Here is a 16,068-nt window from a genome sequence, read left to right on the forward strand (position 1 = left end):
GTCTGACACTTTTTTATAAATTACGATAGTAAAGTCTTTGATCCGTGAATTTTTCTAACTTGTCACGTCAGCCTATCTTGCAAGGCATGTTTACCATGCTGGTGTTTGCCGCCTTAACTTTGTGGATGCCGGAGCTTACTATTCCTTGGATAATTGCATTCGGCATGTGTGCCGCGTTTAACTGGTTTCAAGCATGTTTTATTCAGTTTGGATTCGGTGCATGCTTGGCGTGGCTTAAGTTGACCATCATTGTTTTTCTTTTTGTCGATGGTAGTGCCGCGATCCTTACTATGCCGATGTTGGCAGTGGTATTTGGGGCGGCTTTGTTTTGTGGTTTATTGTTGGTGAAAGCGCTACAATTCCTCGCTTCTTTTTTTCGTCGCTAAATTGATGAGGCTTTTTGTTTTAGTTAATCGTCACAGATGATCAGCTAGCGCATTAAGGCTTGAACCACAATTTTGTATTCTGTAGTGGCAACGATCCCTCTTTGATTAATGGATTTTTCAATTCAAAAATCACGCGGTATTTGATATTGGCACTGCGGATAAATCCTTGAAAAAATTTATTGAATATGCGCTCGAAACTTCCATCTGCAACCGCGCGTTCCAAACCTAGTGTCAAATCGGCAGCGAGTTTCTTTTGATTTGGCGCCACGAAAAAATAAAATGCGGTCGGATAATGCAAAATGAAGGTGGTGTCGATTTCAAAATCTTGATAAGCAGGATTTTTCTTCTCATTCCAAATCGCGATGACTGGTCTCGGAAAATAGTCAAAACGTTTCGCTCTTAACATATTCGCTAAGGACTCGTCGGCACCTGTAATGACCGGCAAACCATTGCTACGCAAGATATCGGTATCTGGCCACAATGCTCCTTGACCAGCGCGAAACTTTGCCAGATCACTTATTTGTTTAACTTTGCTAAGTAATAGCGGCTGGTCGCGATGCACAAATGCGATGCGCCAACCAAAAAAACCCTTATCAATAGGAATGCGAATAGGCAAAATTTGGCGCTCACGTTCGTCACTGGTCATAGTCCAGATCACATCTAACTTGCCGAGATTTTGCGACATTTCGACTATTTGGCGTGCTTGTGGTACTGGCGCTTCTTTTGACTTGACGATGTAGTAAGGTTCACCACTTTTAGTAATCGCAAGTTGCAGAATCTCGACGATGTAGGATGCGATTGGATCGCCGGTTTTTTCTAAATCTTGGATGCGAATTGGAATTGGCGCGGTTGATTTTCCCATGCTATTTTTTTGCGCCGTGGGCTTGGTATTTTCAGTTGCAGTAGTCGAGGTTTGTGCAGTTGCTATGTTTGCGATGCTCGATAAGATTGCAAGACAGGCCGTGATGAAGAAGATGCGGATTGAAAGTAATCGATCTTGCGCCAATTTAGCGAAGTGTTCGCAATGATTTGAAAACTTTAAATTTAAAAATCCTAAGTTTAAAATGTTGAATGCGGGAATGTCGGCTAGATATAGGCGCATGCGTGGTGAAATCAATTGATCATTCCCTAGCAGTTTATGACTCTCTAAAAGAGTCAGCGTTTTCGATATTGCAATTGGCTTCAATTTACGCGTTATTTACGAGTTATTTGCGAACTATAGACAGCTAAGTTACGAATAATTGCATTGATCATAAAGCGATAAATGTGAATCGAGTGTAGCCTATTTTTTGTACGTCACTTATACATACTATGTATTTTGTCGTGAAAGTGCTCCTTAGTTTGATTTTGACGTCTTTTTGAATGAAGCTTGTCGCGTTTCATCACAATCACCAGTGCAAGCAACAACAAGGCTGGGGTTTAAGGCGTTTCATTTTGGTCAACCTTGGCGGGTAATTAAGCGTTGTTTAAGTTTGAAGTTGGACGCATACCTTTAATGATTCCATCACATCGACCAAAGTTAGGAGTGCAGATGCGAAAGCGATATTTGACCTGTTTAAGCGCTTTGCTGTTGCTTGGACTAGTGCCTGTTGATGCAGCGCAAGCGCTGGCATTTCGCTGCAATTCTTATGTGATTGACGTTGGCATGCACAAAGCAGAGGTCATGCAAAAATGTGGTTTGCCTGCACTTCGTGATCAAAAGACAGAGCGACGTCGTATCGGTTTGCGGCAGTTTGATCCCTCTTTGATGGTTCATCCAAATCAGAACGCTGGAAACCGCGTTCGTCATGCACGCACTTATGAACACCAGATTGCGCAGGAAACTGCGTATGAGATCGATGTTCAAATTGAAGAGTGGGTTTATAACTTTGGTCCACAGCGCTTTATGCAATTGCTGCGTTTTGAAGATGGACGCTTAAAGCAGATTCAAGATTTAGCTTCTGGACACTAAATTCAATAATTCACTTTCGATATCGAGCACTCGATATTTTTTTCTTATTTCTAGATTACTTGGGCTTGAACTAGAGCCAATGTCTTTTCTATTCTCTTCTGTTTCCTCAAACAGCTAGGCTGATCCTTACTTCGGTCTCAATTGTCTAAAAAACACAATTGACGACGGAGATATTCATTTATTTGGCGCGCATCTCCAGTGAGGTTTTCTCTTTCGACACCAAACAGTGAATTTTTACACTTTGTTTACATCCTGAGCCAGTCTTTTAACAAGATTCTTACGGCATTTTTACTATTCTTCAATCTGCAGAAAATGCTTATGGAGGTTGGGATGAATAATTTAATCGATATGTTGTATGTGGGAGGAATCCTAGGATTTCTCCTACTGGTATTGGCGCTTGCGGCGATCTGTCACAAACTGGAAAACCATCAGGAGAGCAAATAATGAATAGCTTTTATGTGATTGGTGCTGTGGTTGCTGCGGCATTGCTGGTTTATTTGGTGGTTGCATTACTAAATGCAGAGGAGTTGTGATGACTGGTCAATCAATTTTATTAATGCTAGTTTTCTTTGTGGTGTTGCTGTCTTTAGCCTATCCACTAGGTAAGTTAATTAGTCAGGTTGCAGATGAGAAGGCCAAGGTCTCTGGACTGCAGTGGTTGGGCTTTTTAGAGCGTGGTTTATTTAAATTGGCTGGTATCAAAAGCGAGCAAGAGATGACTTGTAAAGGCTATGCCATCGCTTTGTTAGTCTTTAATGCTTTTGGCACTTTAATGGTCTATCTAGTGCAGCGCCTACAATTTTGGTTGCCTTTTAATCCGCAAGGATTGCCAAATGTTAGCCCAGATTCGTCCTTCAATACCGCGGTGAGTTTTGTCAGTAATACGAATTGGCAGGGCTATGTAGGCGAAGCGACCATGAGTTATTTGACGCAGATGTTGGTGCTGGCTGGACAGAATTTCTTTTCCGCCGCGACCGGTATTGCGGTTGTGTTCGCGTTGATTCGTGGATTCTCGCGCCATTCATCTAAATCCATCGGTAACTTCTGGGTCGACTTGACGCGATCTACTGTGTATCTGCTGTTGCCATTATCAGTGATTTTTGCGACGTTTCTGCTTAGTCAGGGCGTGATTCAGAATTTCTCATCGTATAAACAAGTGCAATTGATTGAGCCTGTGACATATAGCGTGGCAGCAACGGGCGCTGATGGGCAAGCTTTAAAAGATGATAAGGGTGCGCCAGTGATGGAAACGTTGACGGCGAAAACACAAACGCTGGCGATGGGGCCAGTGGCGTCACAAGAAGCGATCAAATTGTTGGGTACCAATGGCGGTGGATTTTTCAATATGAACTCAGCACATCCTTTCGAGAATCCAACCGCATTGAGCAATTTCTTCCAGATGATCGCGATCTTCTTAATTCCTGCCGGCTTATGTTTTGCTTTTGGTCGTATGGTTGGAGATCAACGACAAGGCATGGCAGTTCTTGCCACGATGAGTCTTTTATTTGTTGTGATGACTGTGGGCGTCATGGCTGCAGAACAACAAGCACACCCCGCCTATGCCGCCTTGAATATTGATCAAGCGCCTAGTGCTCTGCAAGCTGGTGGCAATATGGAAGGTAAAGAAAGTCGTTTTGGTATCAGTGCTTCCGCGTTGTTTGTTGCAGTCACTACGGCGGTCTCTTGCGGTGCGGTGAACGCAATGCATGACTCTCTTATGCCACTCGGTGGATTGGTACCTCTGGCTTTAATGCAATTTGGTGAAGTCGTATTTGGTGGCGTTGGTTCTGGCTTGTATGGCATGTTGATCTTTGCGATCTTGGCGGTATTTATTGCGGGTCTGATGATTGGTCGTACCCCTGAATACTTAGGCAAAAAGATTCAAGCTTACGAAATGAAAATGACCTCGATTGCGATCTTGGTGACGCCGATTCTGGTGTTAGCTGGCACTGCGATTGCCGTGATGAGTGACGCTGGACGTGCAGGTATCTTAAATCCCGGTGCGCATGGTTTCTCTGAGGTGCTGTACGCTTTTACTTCAGCGGCGAATAACAATGGTAGTGCGTTTGCGGGATTAACTTCGAACACACCTTTCTACAACATGATGTTGGCGATAGCGATGTGGTTTGGACGCTTTGCCGTGATCGTTCCGGTGCTTGCCATCGCAGGTTCTTTAGCAGCGAAAAAACGTTTGGAAGTCAATGCTGGAACGATGCCTACGCACGGCCCAATGTTTATCGCTTTGTTAGCGGGCACGGTGGTGTTAATCAGTGTGTTGAACTATGTGCCCGCTTTGGCTTTGGGACCTGTGGTCGAACATTTACAAATGTTTAGTCCAGCAAGTCCACGCTAAGCCTGAGGAGAATCTGATGTCTAATACGAATTTACAGAAAAATCTTGCTGCAGCAAATGCAGCAAATGCAGCAAATGCAGCAAATGCAGCAAATGCGGCAAATGCAGCAAATGCGGCAAATGCAGCAGCAAAAGCTGAACACCTTGCTAATGTGGATACTGCCAGTGCGAATAATCGTCTGGCGCTATTTGATGCGAAGTTGATCAAACCCGCCATTATTGATGCTTTCCGAAAATTGACACCACGCACGCAGTTACGCAGTCCAGTGATGTTTGTAGTGTATATCGGTAGCATTATTACGAGCTTGTTGTATGTGCATGCCTTGTTCGGAAAAGGCGAAGCCGATGCTAGCTTTATTTTGGCGATCAGTATTTGGTTGTGGTTTACAGTATTGTTTGCAAATTTTGCCGAAGCTTTGGCTGAGGGGCGCAGCAAGGCGCAAGCCGCTTCGTTAAAAGGACTAAAGCAATCAGTGATCGCCAAAAAATTGGCAACGCCAAAATATGGTACAACTTGGTTGCCAGCAAACGTACAAGATTTACGTAAAGGGGATGTGTTTTTGGTAGAAGCCAACGACGTGATCGCGATTGACGGCGAAGTCATCGAAGGTGTTGCGACGGTGGATGAAAGCGCGATTACCGGTGAATCTGCACCAGTGATACGTGAATCTGGTGGCGACTTTTCTTCAGTGACAGGCGGTACTCGGGTGCTGTCTGATTGGCTGGTGGTGCGAGTGACCTCCAATCCGGGCGAGGCCTTTATTGACCGTATGATTGCTATGGTAGAAGGTGCCAAACGTCAAAAAACACCGAACGAAGTAGCACTCACGATTCTCTTGATCGCATTGACGATTATCTTTCTGGTTGTGACCGTTACCTTGTTGCCTTTCTCCTTATTTAGTGTGAATGCAGCGACTGCTCTAGGTTTTAGTTCCGCGCCTGTATCGATTACGGTTTTGATTGCCCTGTTGGTCTGTTTGATTCCGACTACCATTGGTGGTTTGTTATCCTCAATTGGTGTCGCTGGCATGAGTCGTATGATGCAAGCGAATGTGATTGCGACATCGGGTCGTGCGGTTGAGGCTGCGGGTGACGTCGATGTCTTATTGTTAGATAAAACTGGCACGATCACTTTGGGTAATCGCCAAGCGTCAGAATTTTTCCCAGCACCTGGCGTGACAGCGGTGCAATTGGCCGACGTTGCGCAACTCGCCTCGCTCGCTGATGAGACGCCAGAAGGCCGCAGTATCGTGGTGTTGGCAAAACAGCGTTTCAATTTGCGTGAACGCGAGATGGCCTCTCTGCAGGCACAGTTTGTACAATTCACCGCCCAGACTCGCATGAGCGGTGTTGATATCGGTGAAGTTGCGGTTCGTGTTGTCCGCAAAGGGGCTGCTGATGCGGTACGCAAATTTCAAGAGGCGGCAGGACGCACTTTCCCAGCCGAAGTGACGAAGACTGTCGATGATATTTCTCGCCGAGGCAGTACGCCTTTGGTAGTACTCGATGATGGTAAAGTCATGGGCACAATTGAACTTAAAGATATCGTCAAAGGCGGAATTAAAGAGCGCTTTGCTGAATTGCGCCGCATGGGAATCAAAACCGTCATGATCACTGGTGATAATAAGTTGACTGCAGCAGCGATTGCGGCGGAAGCGGGTGTCGATGACTTTCTGGCAGAAGCAACGCCGGAAGATAAATTGAAATTGATACGCAGCTATCAAGCCGAGGGGCGTCTAGTTGCGATGACTGGGGACGGCACCAATGATGCACCAGCATTGGCCCAAGCGGATGTCGCGGTGGCCATGAATTCCGGTACGCAAGCAGCGAAAGAAGCAGGCAATATGGTGGATTTGGATTCGAATCCGACTAAGTTATTAGAGATCGTTGAAATCGGCAAACAAATGTTGATGACACGCGGATCCTTAACGACTTTTTCGATTGCGAATGATATCGCCAAATATTTTGCGATTATTCCTGCGGCATTTGTGGCGACTTATCCGCAATTGAAATCACTGGACATCATGCAATTGACGAGTCCGAACTCAGCAATTATGTCGGCTGTGATTTTTAATGCTTTGATTATTGTGTTTTTGATTCCTCTCGCTTTAAGAGGCGTGAAGTATCGTGCGGTCGGCGCGTCTTTGTTATTGCGTCGTAATCTATTGATCTATGGCCTCGGCGGTATTGTTCTACCTTTTGTCGGGATTAAATTGATCGATATGATTTTGACTTTTTTGAATTTGGCTTAACCGATTTATCTGCATGCATATAGGAAATATCATGAGTACAAATAATTCTATCCTATCCACCTTGCGTCCTGCAGCGATGCTGTTTGTCGGACTCACCGTTGTGGTAGGCCTTGCTTATCCACTAGCGATGACGGGTATAGCAAAACTTGCTTTTAACGAAAAGGCAGAAGGTAGTTTGATTGTTAAAGATGGTAAGGTCGTCGGCTCTAGTTTGATCGGACAGTCCTTTAGTTCCCCGCAATTTTTCTGGGGGCGCCCGTCTGCGACAAGCCCAATGGCGAACAACGCTACTAATTCGAGTGGCTCGAATTTAGGCCCGACAAACGTGGCTCAGTTGGACAATGTGAAAGCGCGCGTTGATGCTTTGAAAGCCGCAGACCCTAGCAATACTGCGGCAATTCCAGTGGACTTGGTAACCGCTTCAGCCAGTGGTTTAGATCCAGAAATTAGTTTGGCTGCTGCGTACTATCAAGTCCCTAGAGTTGCGCGAGAGCGTAAAATGACAGAAGCGCAAGTACGCGCATTGATCGATCAGCTCGCGCAGAAACCTGTCATGGGATTGTTTGGTGAACCGCGTGTGAACGTTTTGCAGTTGAATCTAGCACTCCCGCAATCTAAGTAAATATGTAATTAATTGAGTTTAATCGACAACACGCATATTGTTATGGGAAACAACATCGACCAACGCCCCGATCCTGATGTTCTGCTCGCTCACGTGCAGGCACAGGAAAGGCGTGCAACACGCGGTAAATTACGCATCTATTTTGGCGCCTCCGCAGGGGTTGGCAAAACTTACGCGATGCTTTCAGCCGCACATAAATTGCTGAAAAATGGTGAAGCAGTCTTGGTCGGTGTGATCGAAACCCACGGTCGTGATGAGACAGCGGCACTGGTGGATGGATTAGAAGTCCTACCGCTGAAAACAATTAATTATCGCGACAAAACTTTGTATGAATTTGATATCGATGCAGCGCTGGAACGTCGCCCCGAATTAATTTTGATAGATGAACTCGCTCATTCGAATGCACCAGGATCACGGCATCCAAAGCGGTGGCAAGATGTGGAGGAACTATTAGATGCGGGCATCGATGTGTTCACCACAGTCAATGTCCAGCATCTAGAAAGCTTAACTGACGTAGTCGGTGGCATCACCGGCATTCGTGTTGCTGAGACTTTACCTGATACGATCTTTGACGAAGCCGATGAAGTTGTGTTGGTGGATATTCCAGCCGATGAATTGCTAGCACGCCTAAAGACAGGACGAGTCTATAAAGCGCAGCAAGCAGAACGCGCTGCTAAGAATTTTTTTCGTAAAGGGAATTTAATTGCCCTACGCGAACTCGCTTTACGCCGTACTGCCGATAGAGTAGAAGATGATGTCCAAGCCTATCGTGTAGAAAAATCGATTAATACGGTTTGGAAGACTGACGCTGCCTTGCTGGTATGTGTCGGGCCACAAGCGAATGCGGATCATGTGGTTCGTAGTGCAGCGCGTTTGTCTAAACAGATGAATGCGGAGTGGCAGGCCATCTATATCGAAACTCCTACTTTACAAAAATTACCAGCATCAGCACGTGAACGAATTTTAAAAAATTTGAAATTGGCACAAGATTTGGGCGCAAAGACTGCCGTATTGACAGGCAATGATATTGCGCAAACGATCGTTGATTATGCGAATCAATATAATTTCTCTCGTATTGTGATAGGTCGTCGTAAAGCGGTGTTCAACTGGCGTACCACCTTGGCACAACGGTTGGCAGCACGCGCCCACAATCTTGATTTGATTGAGATAGGTGGAGAATCGAATCATTTTGAAATCAATCAGGAGCCTCGTTCATTTGATCAAAAGCCAGCAGTGATTGATGGCGCAAATTTAGGTAAGCGACGCGTCTTACGCTATGTTTATGCAGGGCTCGCTAGCGTTCTTACCGTGATCATTGCGACGCCTTTATTGGCGGTGTTTAATTTAGTTAACATCGCGATGCTGTTCTTGTTAACTGTGGTCCTAGTTGCGGTGCGATTTGGACGTGGACCCTCTGTATTGGCCACTGTGGTTGGGGTGCTGGCGTTTGACTTTTTCTTCGTACCACCGCGCTTTTCTTTTGCTGTCAGTGATTTGCAATATGTAATGACGTTTGGCGTCATGCTTGCGGTCGGATTGATTACGGGACATTTGACCGCTGGTCTTCGTTATCAAGCCAAAGTAGCCTCACATCGGGAGTCTCGTTCACTTGCTCTGTATGAATTTGCTCGTGATTTATCTGGCTTTTTGCAAAGCGAACAAATCATTGAAGCGACGCAAACGGCTATACAAACTACTTTTCGTGCAAAAGCCACCTTGTTACTACCAGATGATGAAGGACGTTTGCAATTACCTGAGTCGGCGGCGATTGGCTTAGATATGGGTATAGCGCAATGGGCTTTTGATAAAGTTGAAGTCGCAGGCATCAGCACAGACACTTTGCCGTCAAGCCCGTATTTCTATTTACCTTTGGTCGCACCGATGCGCACGCGCGGTTTATTGGCGATCGCTCCCGAGAACCGCAGTTGGATCTTGATTCCAGAGCAACGCCAGCAATTGGATACTTTTGCAGCCTTAGTTGCTATCGCATTAGAACGCGTGCATTACATCGAAGTTGCACAGGGTGCTTTGCTACACATGGAATCTGAACGTTTGCGTAACTCTCTGTTGGCCGCATTGTCGCATGATCTGCGTACTCCACTGACCTCGATCGTTGGCATTTCAGAAGCATTGACTACATCAAAACCAGAGCTCAGCCAAAAACAACAAGTGATGACGCAAGCCCTGCATGCAGAAGCCCTACGCATGAGTGCCCTGGTTGCGAATTTGCTCGATATGGCACGCATACAAAGTGGTGAAGTGAAATTGGATTTACAGTGGCAAGCATTCGAAGAAGTGGTGGGTAGCGCGATACGCATCAGTGCACCGCAGTTAAGAGAGCATCAGGTGCAAACACAGTTAGCGAGTGACTTACCACTGGTGAATTTTGATGCAGTTTTGATAGAACGTGTTCTATGCAATTTGTTAGAAAATGCAGCGAAATATACGCCAGAGGGATCACGTATCACACTGAGCGTGAATCTATTGGAAAGTGATCTCCAGGTGATGGTTTATGATAATGGACCGGGTTTGCCCGTTGGCAAAGAGGAAGCGATATTTGAAAAATTCACGCGGGGTGAGCGCGAATCCTCTAAGCCCGGCGTCGGCTTAGGATTAGCTATTTGCCGTGCGATAGTTGAAGCGCATCATGGTCGAATACGCGCCGCGAACTCTCCTGACGGCGGTGCTTGTATTACTTTTACCTTACCATTGGGAATGCCGCCAAAAATGCCAGAATTTGACGCTACCAACGCAATCCATGAAGGATCGCCCGTGATTACACATGCTAAAAGGCAAGAGCAATGAGTCAAACAGCAAAAGATCCAAATATCAGTACACCGAGTGCCCTGTTGGTCGAAGATGAGCCGCAGATCCGTCGCTTTGTGCGCACTGCATTGGAAGAAGAGGGCTGGCAGGTGAATGAGTCGAGCACCTTGCAGCGAGGTCTAATTGATGCAGGCACTCGTCATCCCGATTTGGTGATTCTCGATTTGGGATTGCCGGATGGTGATGGAATCGATTTCATTCGAGATGTACGACGCTGGTCTAGCGTACCGATTATTGTGTTATCCGCACGGGTTAGTGAGGTGGAAAAAATCCGCGCACTTGATGCTGGTGCCGATGATTATTTAACAAAACCGTTTGGGATTGGCGAACTGCAAGCACGAGTGCGCGCTACCTTGCGGCGACAACGCCAGCCAGGTGTCAACTTGAGCGGTATTGTGCAATTTGGTGACGTGAAAATCGATATGAAGGCAAGATTAGTCACCAAAGCTGACGAAGTGGTGCATCTGACGCCAACTGAATTTAGATTGCTGAATGTCTTGGTCAACCATGCAGGACGTGTGGTAACGAATCCGCAGCTACTCAAGGAAGTCTGGGGCCCATCGCATGGGGAGAGCGGACATTACTTAAGAATCTATATGCGTTATCTAAGACAAAAATTGGAAGACGATCCAACTCAGCCCAAGTATTTCTTAACCGAAACCGCCGTGGGGTATCGTCTGATGTTACCGCAGTAATTTAGCAAACCCAAGCAAATCCTAAAAACATGTGCATCGACAAGCATTGGTTTGTCGATAGGGCTTCTGCACGCCAACATTTACTAATTGAAGTATTTTTGTTCTTGTCGATAATCGAATTTATAAGAACATTCACCAGAACGACATCGTCGTTAATTTGAAAGGAAGTAAGATGAAGAGAGTTTTTTTAGTCACTGCTATAGCAACTATGTTTAACGCTCAAGTAGCACACGCGCAAGATGCCGCACCAACCGCGAAGCCGGAGCATGAGTTTAGTTTCAATGCGGCGTTGGTATCGGACTACCGTTACCGTGGTATTTCACAAACGCGTTTAAAGCCAGCCTTACAAGGCGGTGTTGATTATGTGAATAATGCATCTGGTTTCTATGCCGGCGCTTGGGCATCGACCATTAAATGGACCAAAGATGCAGGTGGTAGCGGTAGTGTTGAAGTCGATTTGTATGCAGGTAAGCGCGGTTCATTGACTAGTGACGCCAGTTATGACGTCGGAGTTTTAACTTACGTTTATCCATCTAATGGATTGGCTGTGAGCGCGAATACAACAGAAATTTATGGTCAGATCAACTATGGTTCCGCGTATGCGAAATACTCGCACTCGACGACGAACTTGTTTGGTTTTGCGAATAGCAAAAACAGCGGCTACCTAGACATCGGAGCGAATATTGAAATTAAGAACGGCTTGGTGTTGAATCTGCATGCTGGTCATCAACGAGTTAACCACAACAGCATTTCTTCTTATACCGATTGGAAAGTTGGCATCACCAAAGACCTCGGCGTATTCAATGCCGCATTGGCTGTGATCGGCACGAATGCAAATAAACTTGCATACGCTTCACCTGCGAATGGAAAGTTTTTGGGAAAAACAGCGGTGGTAGCAACTGTTAGCAAAAATTTTTGATCAAGCTAAATTAATCTTGTTATTTTGAACTTTTTCTTGTCATTTGAAATCGCCTAGCAAAGTGAAGTTACCGAAAAATGACAAGAGAAAGGCAGTCATACAACAAAAAAACGATGATTTAAAACAATTTTTTTATGGAAATGGCTAGAAACATGCGCTTCACCTTTAGAATCAGAGGATTATAAAAACGCAGCAAATTTGTATTTAATTTTTGCTTCGCTGTAATTTCTTCTTAACAGACTCTTCACAAGCTGTTGATCTCTGAATTCCGATACCGAATGGCAAAAGCGCTCCTTTCTCATCTGCGATTTAAGATATTGATGCTCACTTTGGTCGCGGTGTTTGGCGTATTAGACCTGTGGGCGAGTAGCTACTGGCAGCGTAGTGCTGGCCCTAAAATTGCGGCTGAGTTGGGCGCGACTTTCGGTGCACCTGATCGTTACTATCGACTGCCCATTGAGCAGTTAAAACCAGAATCACCCTTGCTGCAAGCGGGCGCGAGAGTCGGTGACCATGTGGTGTTTGATCGGATCGGTGATGAGTCACGTTTATTGGCGATGGAAGATCGTATCGGCTTGCGCTGGTACCCAGCTAATCGAACGTCGGCTCAACCGCAGTCGGCTCACCAAGGTGCAGAAGTTAGTCAGCCTGTTAGTCAACATTTGATACTGCAACCAATCCCCAAAAATTTGCGGCATGCCGAGATTTGGTTGGCGATTACCTTAACGCAATTTGCAACGACCTTCATCGCCTTATTTATTATCAGCATGTTGGTCTTGCGCCATGCGAATAGTATGCCCATGCGCGTATTGGCGATTGCGATGTTGGCGATTATTCCCGATACCTTTATTCCGTATTTACCCAGCGGTGACTTACAGGATTTTCTGACTTTATATGTTTTCCCGATTGAGCTTTTTGTCGGTTACGTTTTCTTCACTTATTTCTGTCTTGTCTTTCCGGAGAGCAGACCACATTGGCGTTTAGCTTCAGTGCGACTCTTGTTCTACGTGTATGCGCTGTGCTTTGCTAGCTACACCTTCTGCTACATCTTCTTGAAGTTAGGCATCTTGCCTTGGGAATTGCGCGAGTGGTTAAACATGCGTTTGTGGCGTCGTGCTTTGGCGATTACCTCGGTGATTTTCTCTCTGGGTGCATTGCTGATATCGTGGCGAGCGAGTAGCGGCATCACGCGGCAACGTTTGGCATGGATAGGTTTTTGCATGGGAAATATTTATGCGATCTATATGTTCCATAATTTATTTCGAATCGTCGACGAAGAACTCGCGCTTGCATATGTCGAGTCATTTAACTCTTCAATTATTTTTCTTGCTTATGGTGGCTTGGGTTACGCCTTATTAAAGAATCGCTTGTTTGATTTTAGCTTTGCATTAAATCGCTTTAGTGTGTATGCCTTGGTCGTTCTTGGCTTGCTTGCTTGTTTTGCTTTGATGCAGTTATTGATTGCGCCTTACTTCGCGCTAAGCACGCGTTGGACCACGTTATTATTTGATGCGGTTTGCGGTTCTATTTTGTTAGCACTTTATAAGCCATGGTTAGAATTTTCTGAGCAATTGGTACGAACTTGGCTTTATCCAAGATGGCGGGCGCAGCAAGAAGCTTTGCAAATTGCAGTAGCCAATGCCAAAGATATTAAAGGACAAGCGCAATTAGTTGAGCACTATCTGAATGCATTTAGCGCCTATACCAATGGTGCTCGTAGTGCGATCTACACTTATCACGAAGGTTTTTGTCGCAAAATCGCGGGTGATTTTGATCTTGCTCCCGATAAGGTGTACGCCTTGGGTGGCGACTTGGCGCGCATCTTACGTTCGAGAATGCCGCAGTCGATTGCCAGTGTGGCGGGTGAGAATGCCTTGTTGGTGCCGTTCACGCATCGCGGCAACCTGACTGGCATGTTATTGCTCGGTAGTAAACCAGATTTCAATCAGTATCGCCCCGATGAAGTGCGCACCATTGTCCAAACTGCAGAACTGCTCGATCAGGATTTGCAGGCAGAAGCACAACGATCGCATCAGCAAATGTTAGCGGAAAAAATCGCGGCTGAATTGCATGCACGCGAAGTTGCGGAGTTAGCAAATCAAGCGAAGAGTTCTTTCTTAGCAAATATGAGTCATGAGATTCGCACACCGATGAATGCAATTATCGGCTTGGCGTATTTATCCTTGCGTACCGAGTTAAGTACTAAGCAACGCGACTATCTCAATAAAATTCATGATGCGGGAAATGCTCTGCTAGGAATCATCAATAGTATTTTAGATTTCTCAAAAATTGAGGCAGGGAAAATGGATGTTGATTTCAGCCCGTTTTCTTTGGATGAGGTCGTCAAACATGTGAGTACCGTGACGGCACAAAAAGCACATGAAAAAGGTCTGTTACTCAAATTTGAACTGGCTGATGCGCTTCCTCGATTTTTGGTTGGCGATGCTTTGCGTTTAGGTCAAGTGTTAGTGAACTTGGTCAATAATGCGATTAAGTTCACCGAGCGTGGCGAAGTGAGTTTGCGTATTACTGCGTCGACTAGTGAGCACGCGATGTCGGGTCATCATGTGATGCTGGATTTTGCTGTTAAGGATAGCGGCATCGGTATGACCGAAGAACAAGTAGGGCGATTGTTCTCCGCTTTTTCACAAGCAGATAGTTCTACCAGTCGTAAATTTGGTGGTACGGGTCTGGGTCTGTCGATCTCGCATCAGTTGGTTACTTTGCTAGGTGGGCAAATTCAGGTGCAAAGTGAGTTTGGTGTTGGCTCTTGTTTTGAATTTAGTTTGCCGTTTGAATTGAGTCATTCAAACAATGTGGTTTCGAACAGTGGTGCTGGTTCGCAGATTCAACATCGCTACGCTGATGCCTTAGTCTTGTTAGTGGAAGATAATGAAATCAATCAGCAAATTGCTGTTGAACTGCTAGAAACGGTAGGGATTAAAGTAGAAGTGGCATCCAGCGGTCATGAAGCGCTAGCGCGGCTAGAACAAGTTGGTCCCAATTATTACGATTTAATTCTGATGGATTTGGAAATGCCAGGAATGGATGGGCATCAAGCGACTCAGCATATTCGTAGTCAGCAGCAATTCTATCCATCTCCAATTATTGCAATGACCGCGCATGCGATGGCAGATGTACGGCAACGTTGCTTGGATGAAGGCATGCAAGATTTTCTCGCGAAACCTGTGCAACCAGATGCTTTATTTTCGAGCTTGGCACGCTGGCTTGCGCATAAAATTTGTCCAACGCCGACTGAGGTTCTACCTAATCAGACTGCATCAGCAGCACTCGCTATCCAAGAAGAGCGTGAGGCATATATCCCGCAGACAAACAACCTTGATCAAATTAATTTCAGCCATTTGACTCAGATTGATAGTGCATTAGGCTTGAGTTTGATGATGGGTAAGCGCGATCTTTATTTGAAAGTATTGCGTCGCTTTTTAGACGGCCAAGCCGAAACCACAGAGCAATTGCAACATGCCTTACAAGCGAATAACGACGAACAGGCTTTGTTGTTGGTACATACGCTCAAAGGACTCGCCGGCAGTATTGGGGCGAAGCAAGTGCAAGCAGATTCGCTACAGTTGGAAATCGCGCTACAGTTAGCACAGCAAGATCCGACTGCAAGAACACGTTGTCAGAATTTGTGCGAGCAACTAGTGACTTCTCTTCAACTCTTGCTTACAGAGTTAAGACAACAGCTTCCTTCTGATTTACCTAGTTCGACGAATGTCTGTCTCGATCCCGTGACCACGGACGTGGATGATAAACAAGTTCGTCAGCGACTAGCGCATTTAGCACAGTTGTTGAGTGAATTTAGTGGCGATTGCCCACAATATTTTGAAGAAAATCGTGCTTACTTCTGTCAGATTTTAGACCCCAACATGGTCGCGCGAATTGAACAGCATATTGCGCAATATGCTTATGATGATGCGTTGACGGTGTTAAGGACGCTGCAAATCGCTCCTTAATTCGCTCCTTGGCATTTCGGCTATCACTTGATTTGATAGTGACATTGCTGGTTAGTATTTCCCAACTTGCGCTAAGCTGATTACACTAGCA

Annotated in this window: 11 protein-coding genes; 10 read left to right on the forward strand and 1 reads right to left on the reverse strand. The window is 45.6% G+C overall.

The genetic code is table 11. The features are described 5' to 3' along the window. The first annotated feature begins 44 nt into the window (after window positions 1-44). Window positions 45-386 carry a hypothetical protein gene (locus IE103_RS08660; RefSeq protein ID WP_189345701.1) on the forward strand — a complete coding sequence of 114 codons (342 nt, stop codon included), beginning with the start codon at window positions 45-47 and terminating at the stop codon, window positions 384-386. Window positions 387-438: 52 nt separating this feature from the next. Here IE103_RS08660 and IE103_RS08665 read toward each other — a convergent pair whose 3' ends face one another. Further along, complete coding sequence (locus IE103_RS08665; protein ID WP_189345702.1) at window positions 439-1,488, reverse strand: type 2 periplasmic-binding domain-containing protein; 1,050 nt, start codon at window positions 1,486-1,488, stop codon at window positions 439-441. Window positions 1,489-1,917: 429 nt separating this feature from the next. Between IE103_RS08665 and IE103_RS08670 the strand changes: the two genes are divergently transcribed. The 9 genes from IE103_RS08670 to IE103_RS08710 all read left to right on the forward strand — a co-directional run bounded on the left by IE103_RS08670 (window position 1,918) and on the right by IE103_RS08710 (window position 15,977). Beyond that, on the forward strand, window positions 1,918-2,337 hold the full coding sequence (locus tag IE103_RS08670) for a DUF2845 domain-containing protein (protein WP_189345703.1): 420 nt from the start codon (window positions 1,918-1,920) through the stop codon (window positions 2,335-2,337). Window positions 2,338-2,780: 443 nt separating this feature from the next. Further along, window positions 2,781-2,870: a K(+)-transporting ATPase subunit F gene (gene kdpF / locus IE103_RS08675; protein WP_189345704.1), complete on the forward strand. Its 90-nt coding sequence runs from the start codon at window positions 2,781-2,783 to the stop codon at window positions 2,868-2,870. After that, entirely contained in the window at window positions 2,870-4,690 is a 1,821-nt protein-coding gene (gene kdpA / locus IE103_RS08680; protein ID WP_189345705.1) for a potassium-transporting ATPase subunit KdpA, read from the forward strand. Before kdpF ends, kdpA begins: the two co-directional genes overlap by 1 nt. A 16-nt stretch (window positions 4,691-4,706) precedes the next feature. Further along, on the forward strand, window positions 4,707-6,941 hold the full coding sequence (gene kdpB / locus IE103_RS08685) for a potassium-transporting ATPase subunit KdpB (protein ID WP_189345706.1): 2,235 nt from the start codon (window positions 4,707-4,709) through the stop codon (window positions 6,939-6,941). A 49-nt stretch (window positions 6,942-6,990) separates the two neighbouring features. Beyond that, window positions 6,991-7,563, forward strand: a complete 573-nt coding sequence (kdpC, locus tag IE103_RS08690; RefSeq protein WP_189345802.1) for a potassium-transporting ATPase subunit KdpC — start codon at window positions 6,991-6,993, stop codon at window positions 7,561-7,563. Window positions 7,564-7,605: 42 nt separating this feature from the next. Then, window positions 7,606-10,368, forward strand: a complete 2,763-nt coding sequence (gene kdpD, locus IE103_RS08695; protein WP_189345707.1) for a two-component system sensor histidine kinase KdpD — start codon at window positions 7,606-7,608, stop codon at window positions 10,366-10,368. Next, window positions 10,365-11,084 carry a two-component system response regulator KdpE gene (kdpE, locus tag IE103_RS08700; RefSeq protein ID WP_189345708.1) on the forward strand — a complete coding sequence of 240 codons (720 nt, stop codon included), beginning with the start codon at window positions 10,365-10,367 and terminating at the stop codon, window positions 11,082-11,084. The genes kdpD and kdpE overlap by 4 nt, the downstream gene beginning before the upstream one ends. A gap of 172 nt (window positions 11,085-11,256) precedes the next feature. Then, the gene (locus tag IE103_RS08705) at window positions 11,257-12,003 is read left to right on the forward strand and encodes a TorF family putative porin (protein WP_189345709.1); all 747 of its coding nucleotides are present in this window, start codon (window positions 11,257-11,259) and stop codon (window positions 12,001-12,003) included. A 278-nt stretch (window positions 12,004-12,281) separates the two neighbouring features. Continuing rightward, window positions 12,282-15,977 (forward strand): response regulator, encoded by a 3,696-nt coding sequence (locus IE103_RS08710; RefSeq protein WP_189345710.1) that lies wholly within the window; start codon window positions 12,282-12,284, stop codon window positions 15,975-15,977. The last annotated feature ends 91 nt before the right edge of the window (window positions 15,978-16,068 follow it).

The sequence above is a fragment of the Affinundibacterium macrobrachii genome (genome assembly GCF_014652415.1).
Taxonomy (GTDB): domain Bacteria; phylum Pseudomonadota; class Gammaproteobacteria; order Burkholderiales; family Burkholderiaceae_D; genus Undibacterium; species Undibacterium macrobrachii.

Bases quoted from the DNA above. Each gene is read 5' to 3' on its own strand.
- kdpB (WP_189345706.1), top strand. From the start codon at position 4,707: ATGTCTAATACGAATTTACAGAAAAATCTTGCTGCAGCAAATGCAGCA.
- IE103_RS08710 (WP_189345710.1), top strand. From the start codon at position 12,282: ATGGCAAAAGCGCTCCTTTCTCATCTGCGATTTAAGATATTGATGCTC.
- IE103_RS08665 (WP_189345702.1), bottom strand. From the start codon at position 1,488: ATGCGCCTATATCTAGCCGACATTCCCGCATTCAACATTTTAAACTTA.
- IE103_RS08705 (WP_189345709.1), top strand. From the start codon at position 11,257: ATGAAGAGAGTTTTTTTAGTCACTGCTATAGCAACTATGTTTAACGCT.
- kdpD (WP_189345707.1), top strand. From the start codon at position 7,606: ATGGGAAACAACATCGACCAACGCCCCGATCCTGATGTTCTGCTCGCT.
- kdpE (WP_189345708.1), top strand. From the start codon at position 10,365: ATGAGTCAAACAGCAAAAGATCCAAATATCAGTACACCGAGTGCCCTG.
- kdpF (WP_189345704.1), top strand. From the start codon at position 2,781: ATGAATAGCTTTTATGTGATTGGTGCTGTGGTTGCTGCGGCATTGCTG.
- IE103_RS08670 (WP_189345703.1), top strand. From the start codon at position 1,918: ATGCGAAAGCGATATTTGACCTGTTTAAGCGCTTTGCTGTTGCTTGGA.
- kdpA (WP_189345705.1), top strand. From the start codon at position 2,870: ATGACTGGTCAATCAATTTTATTAATGCTAGTTTTCTTTGTGGTGTTG.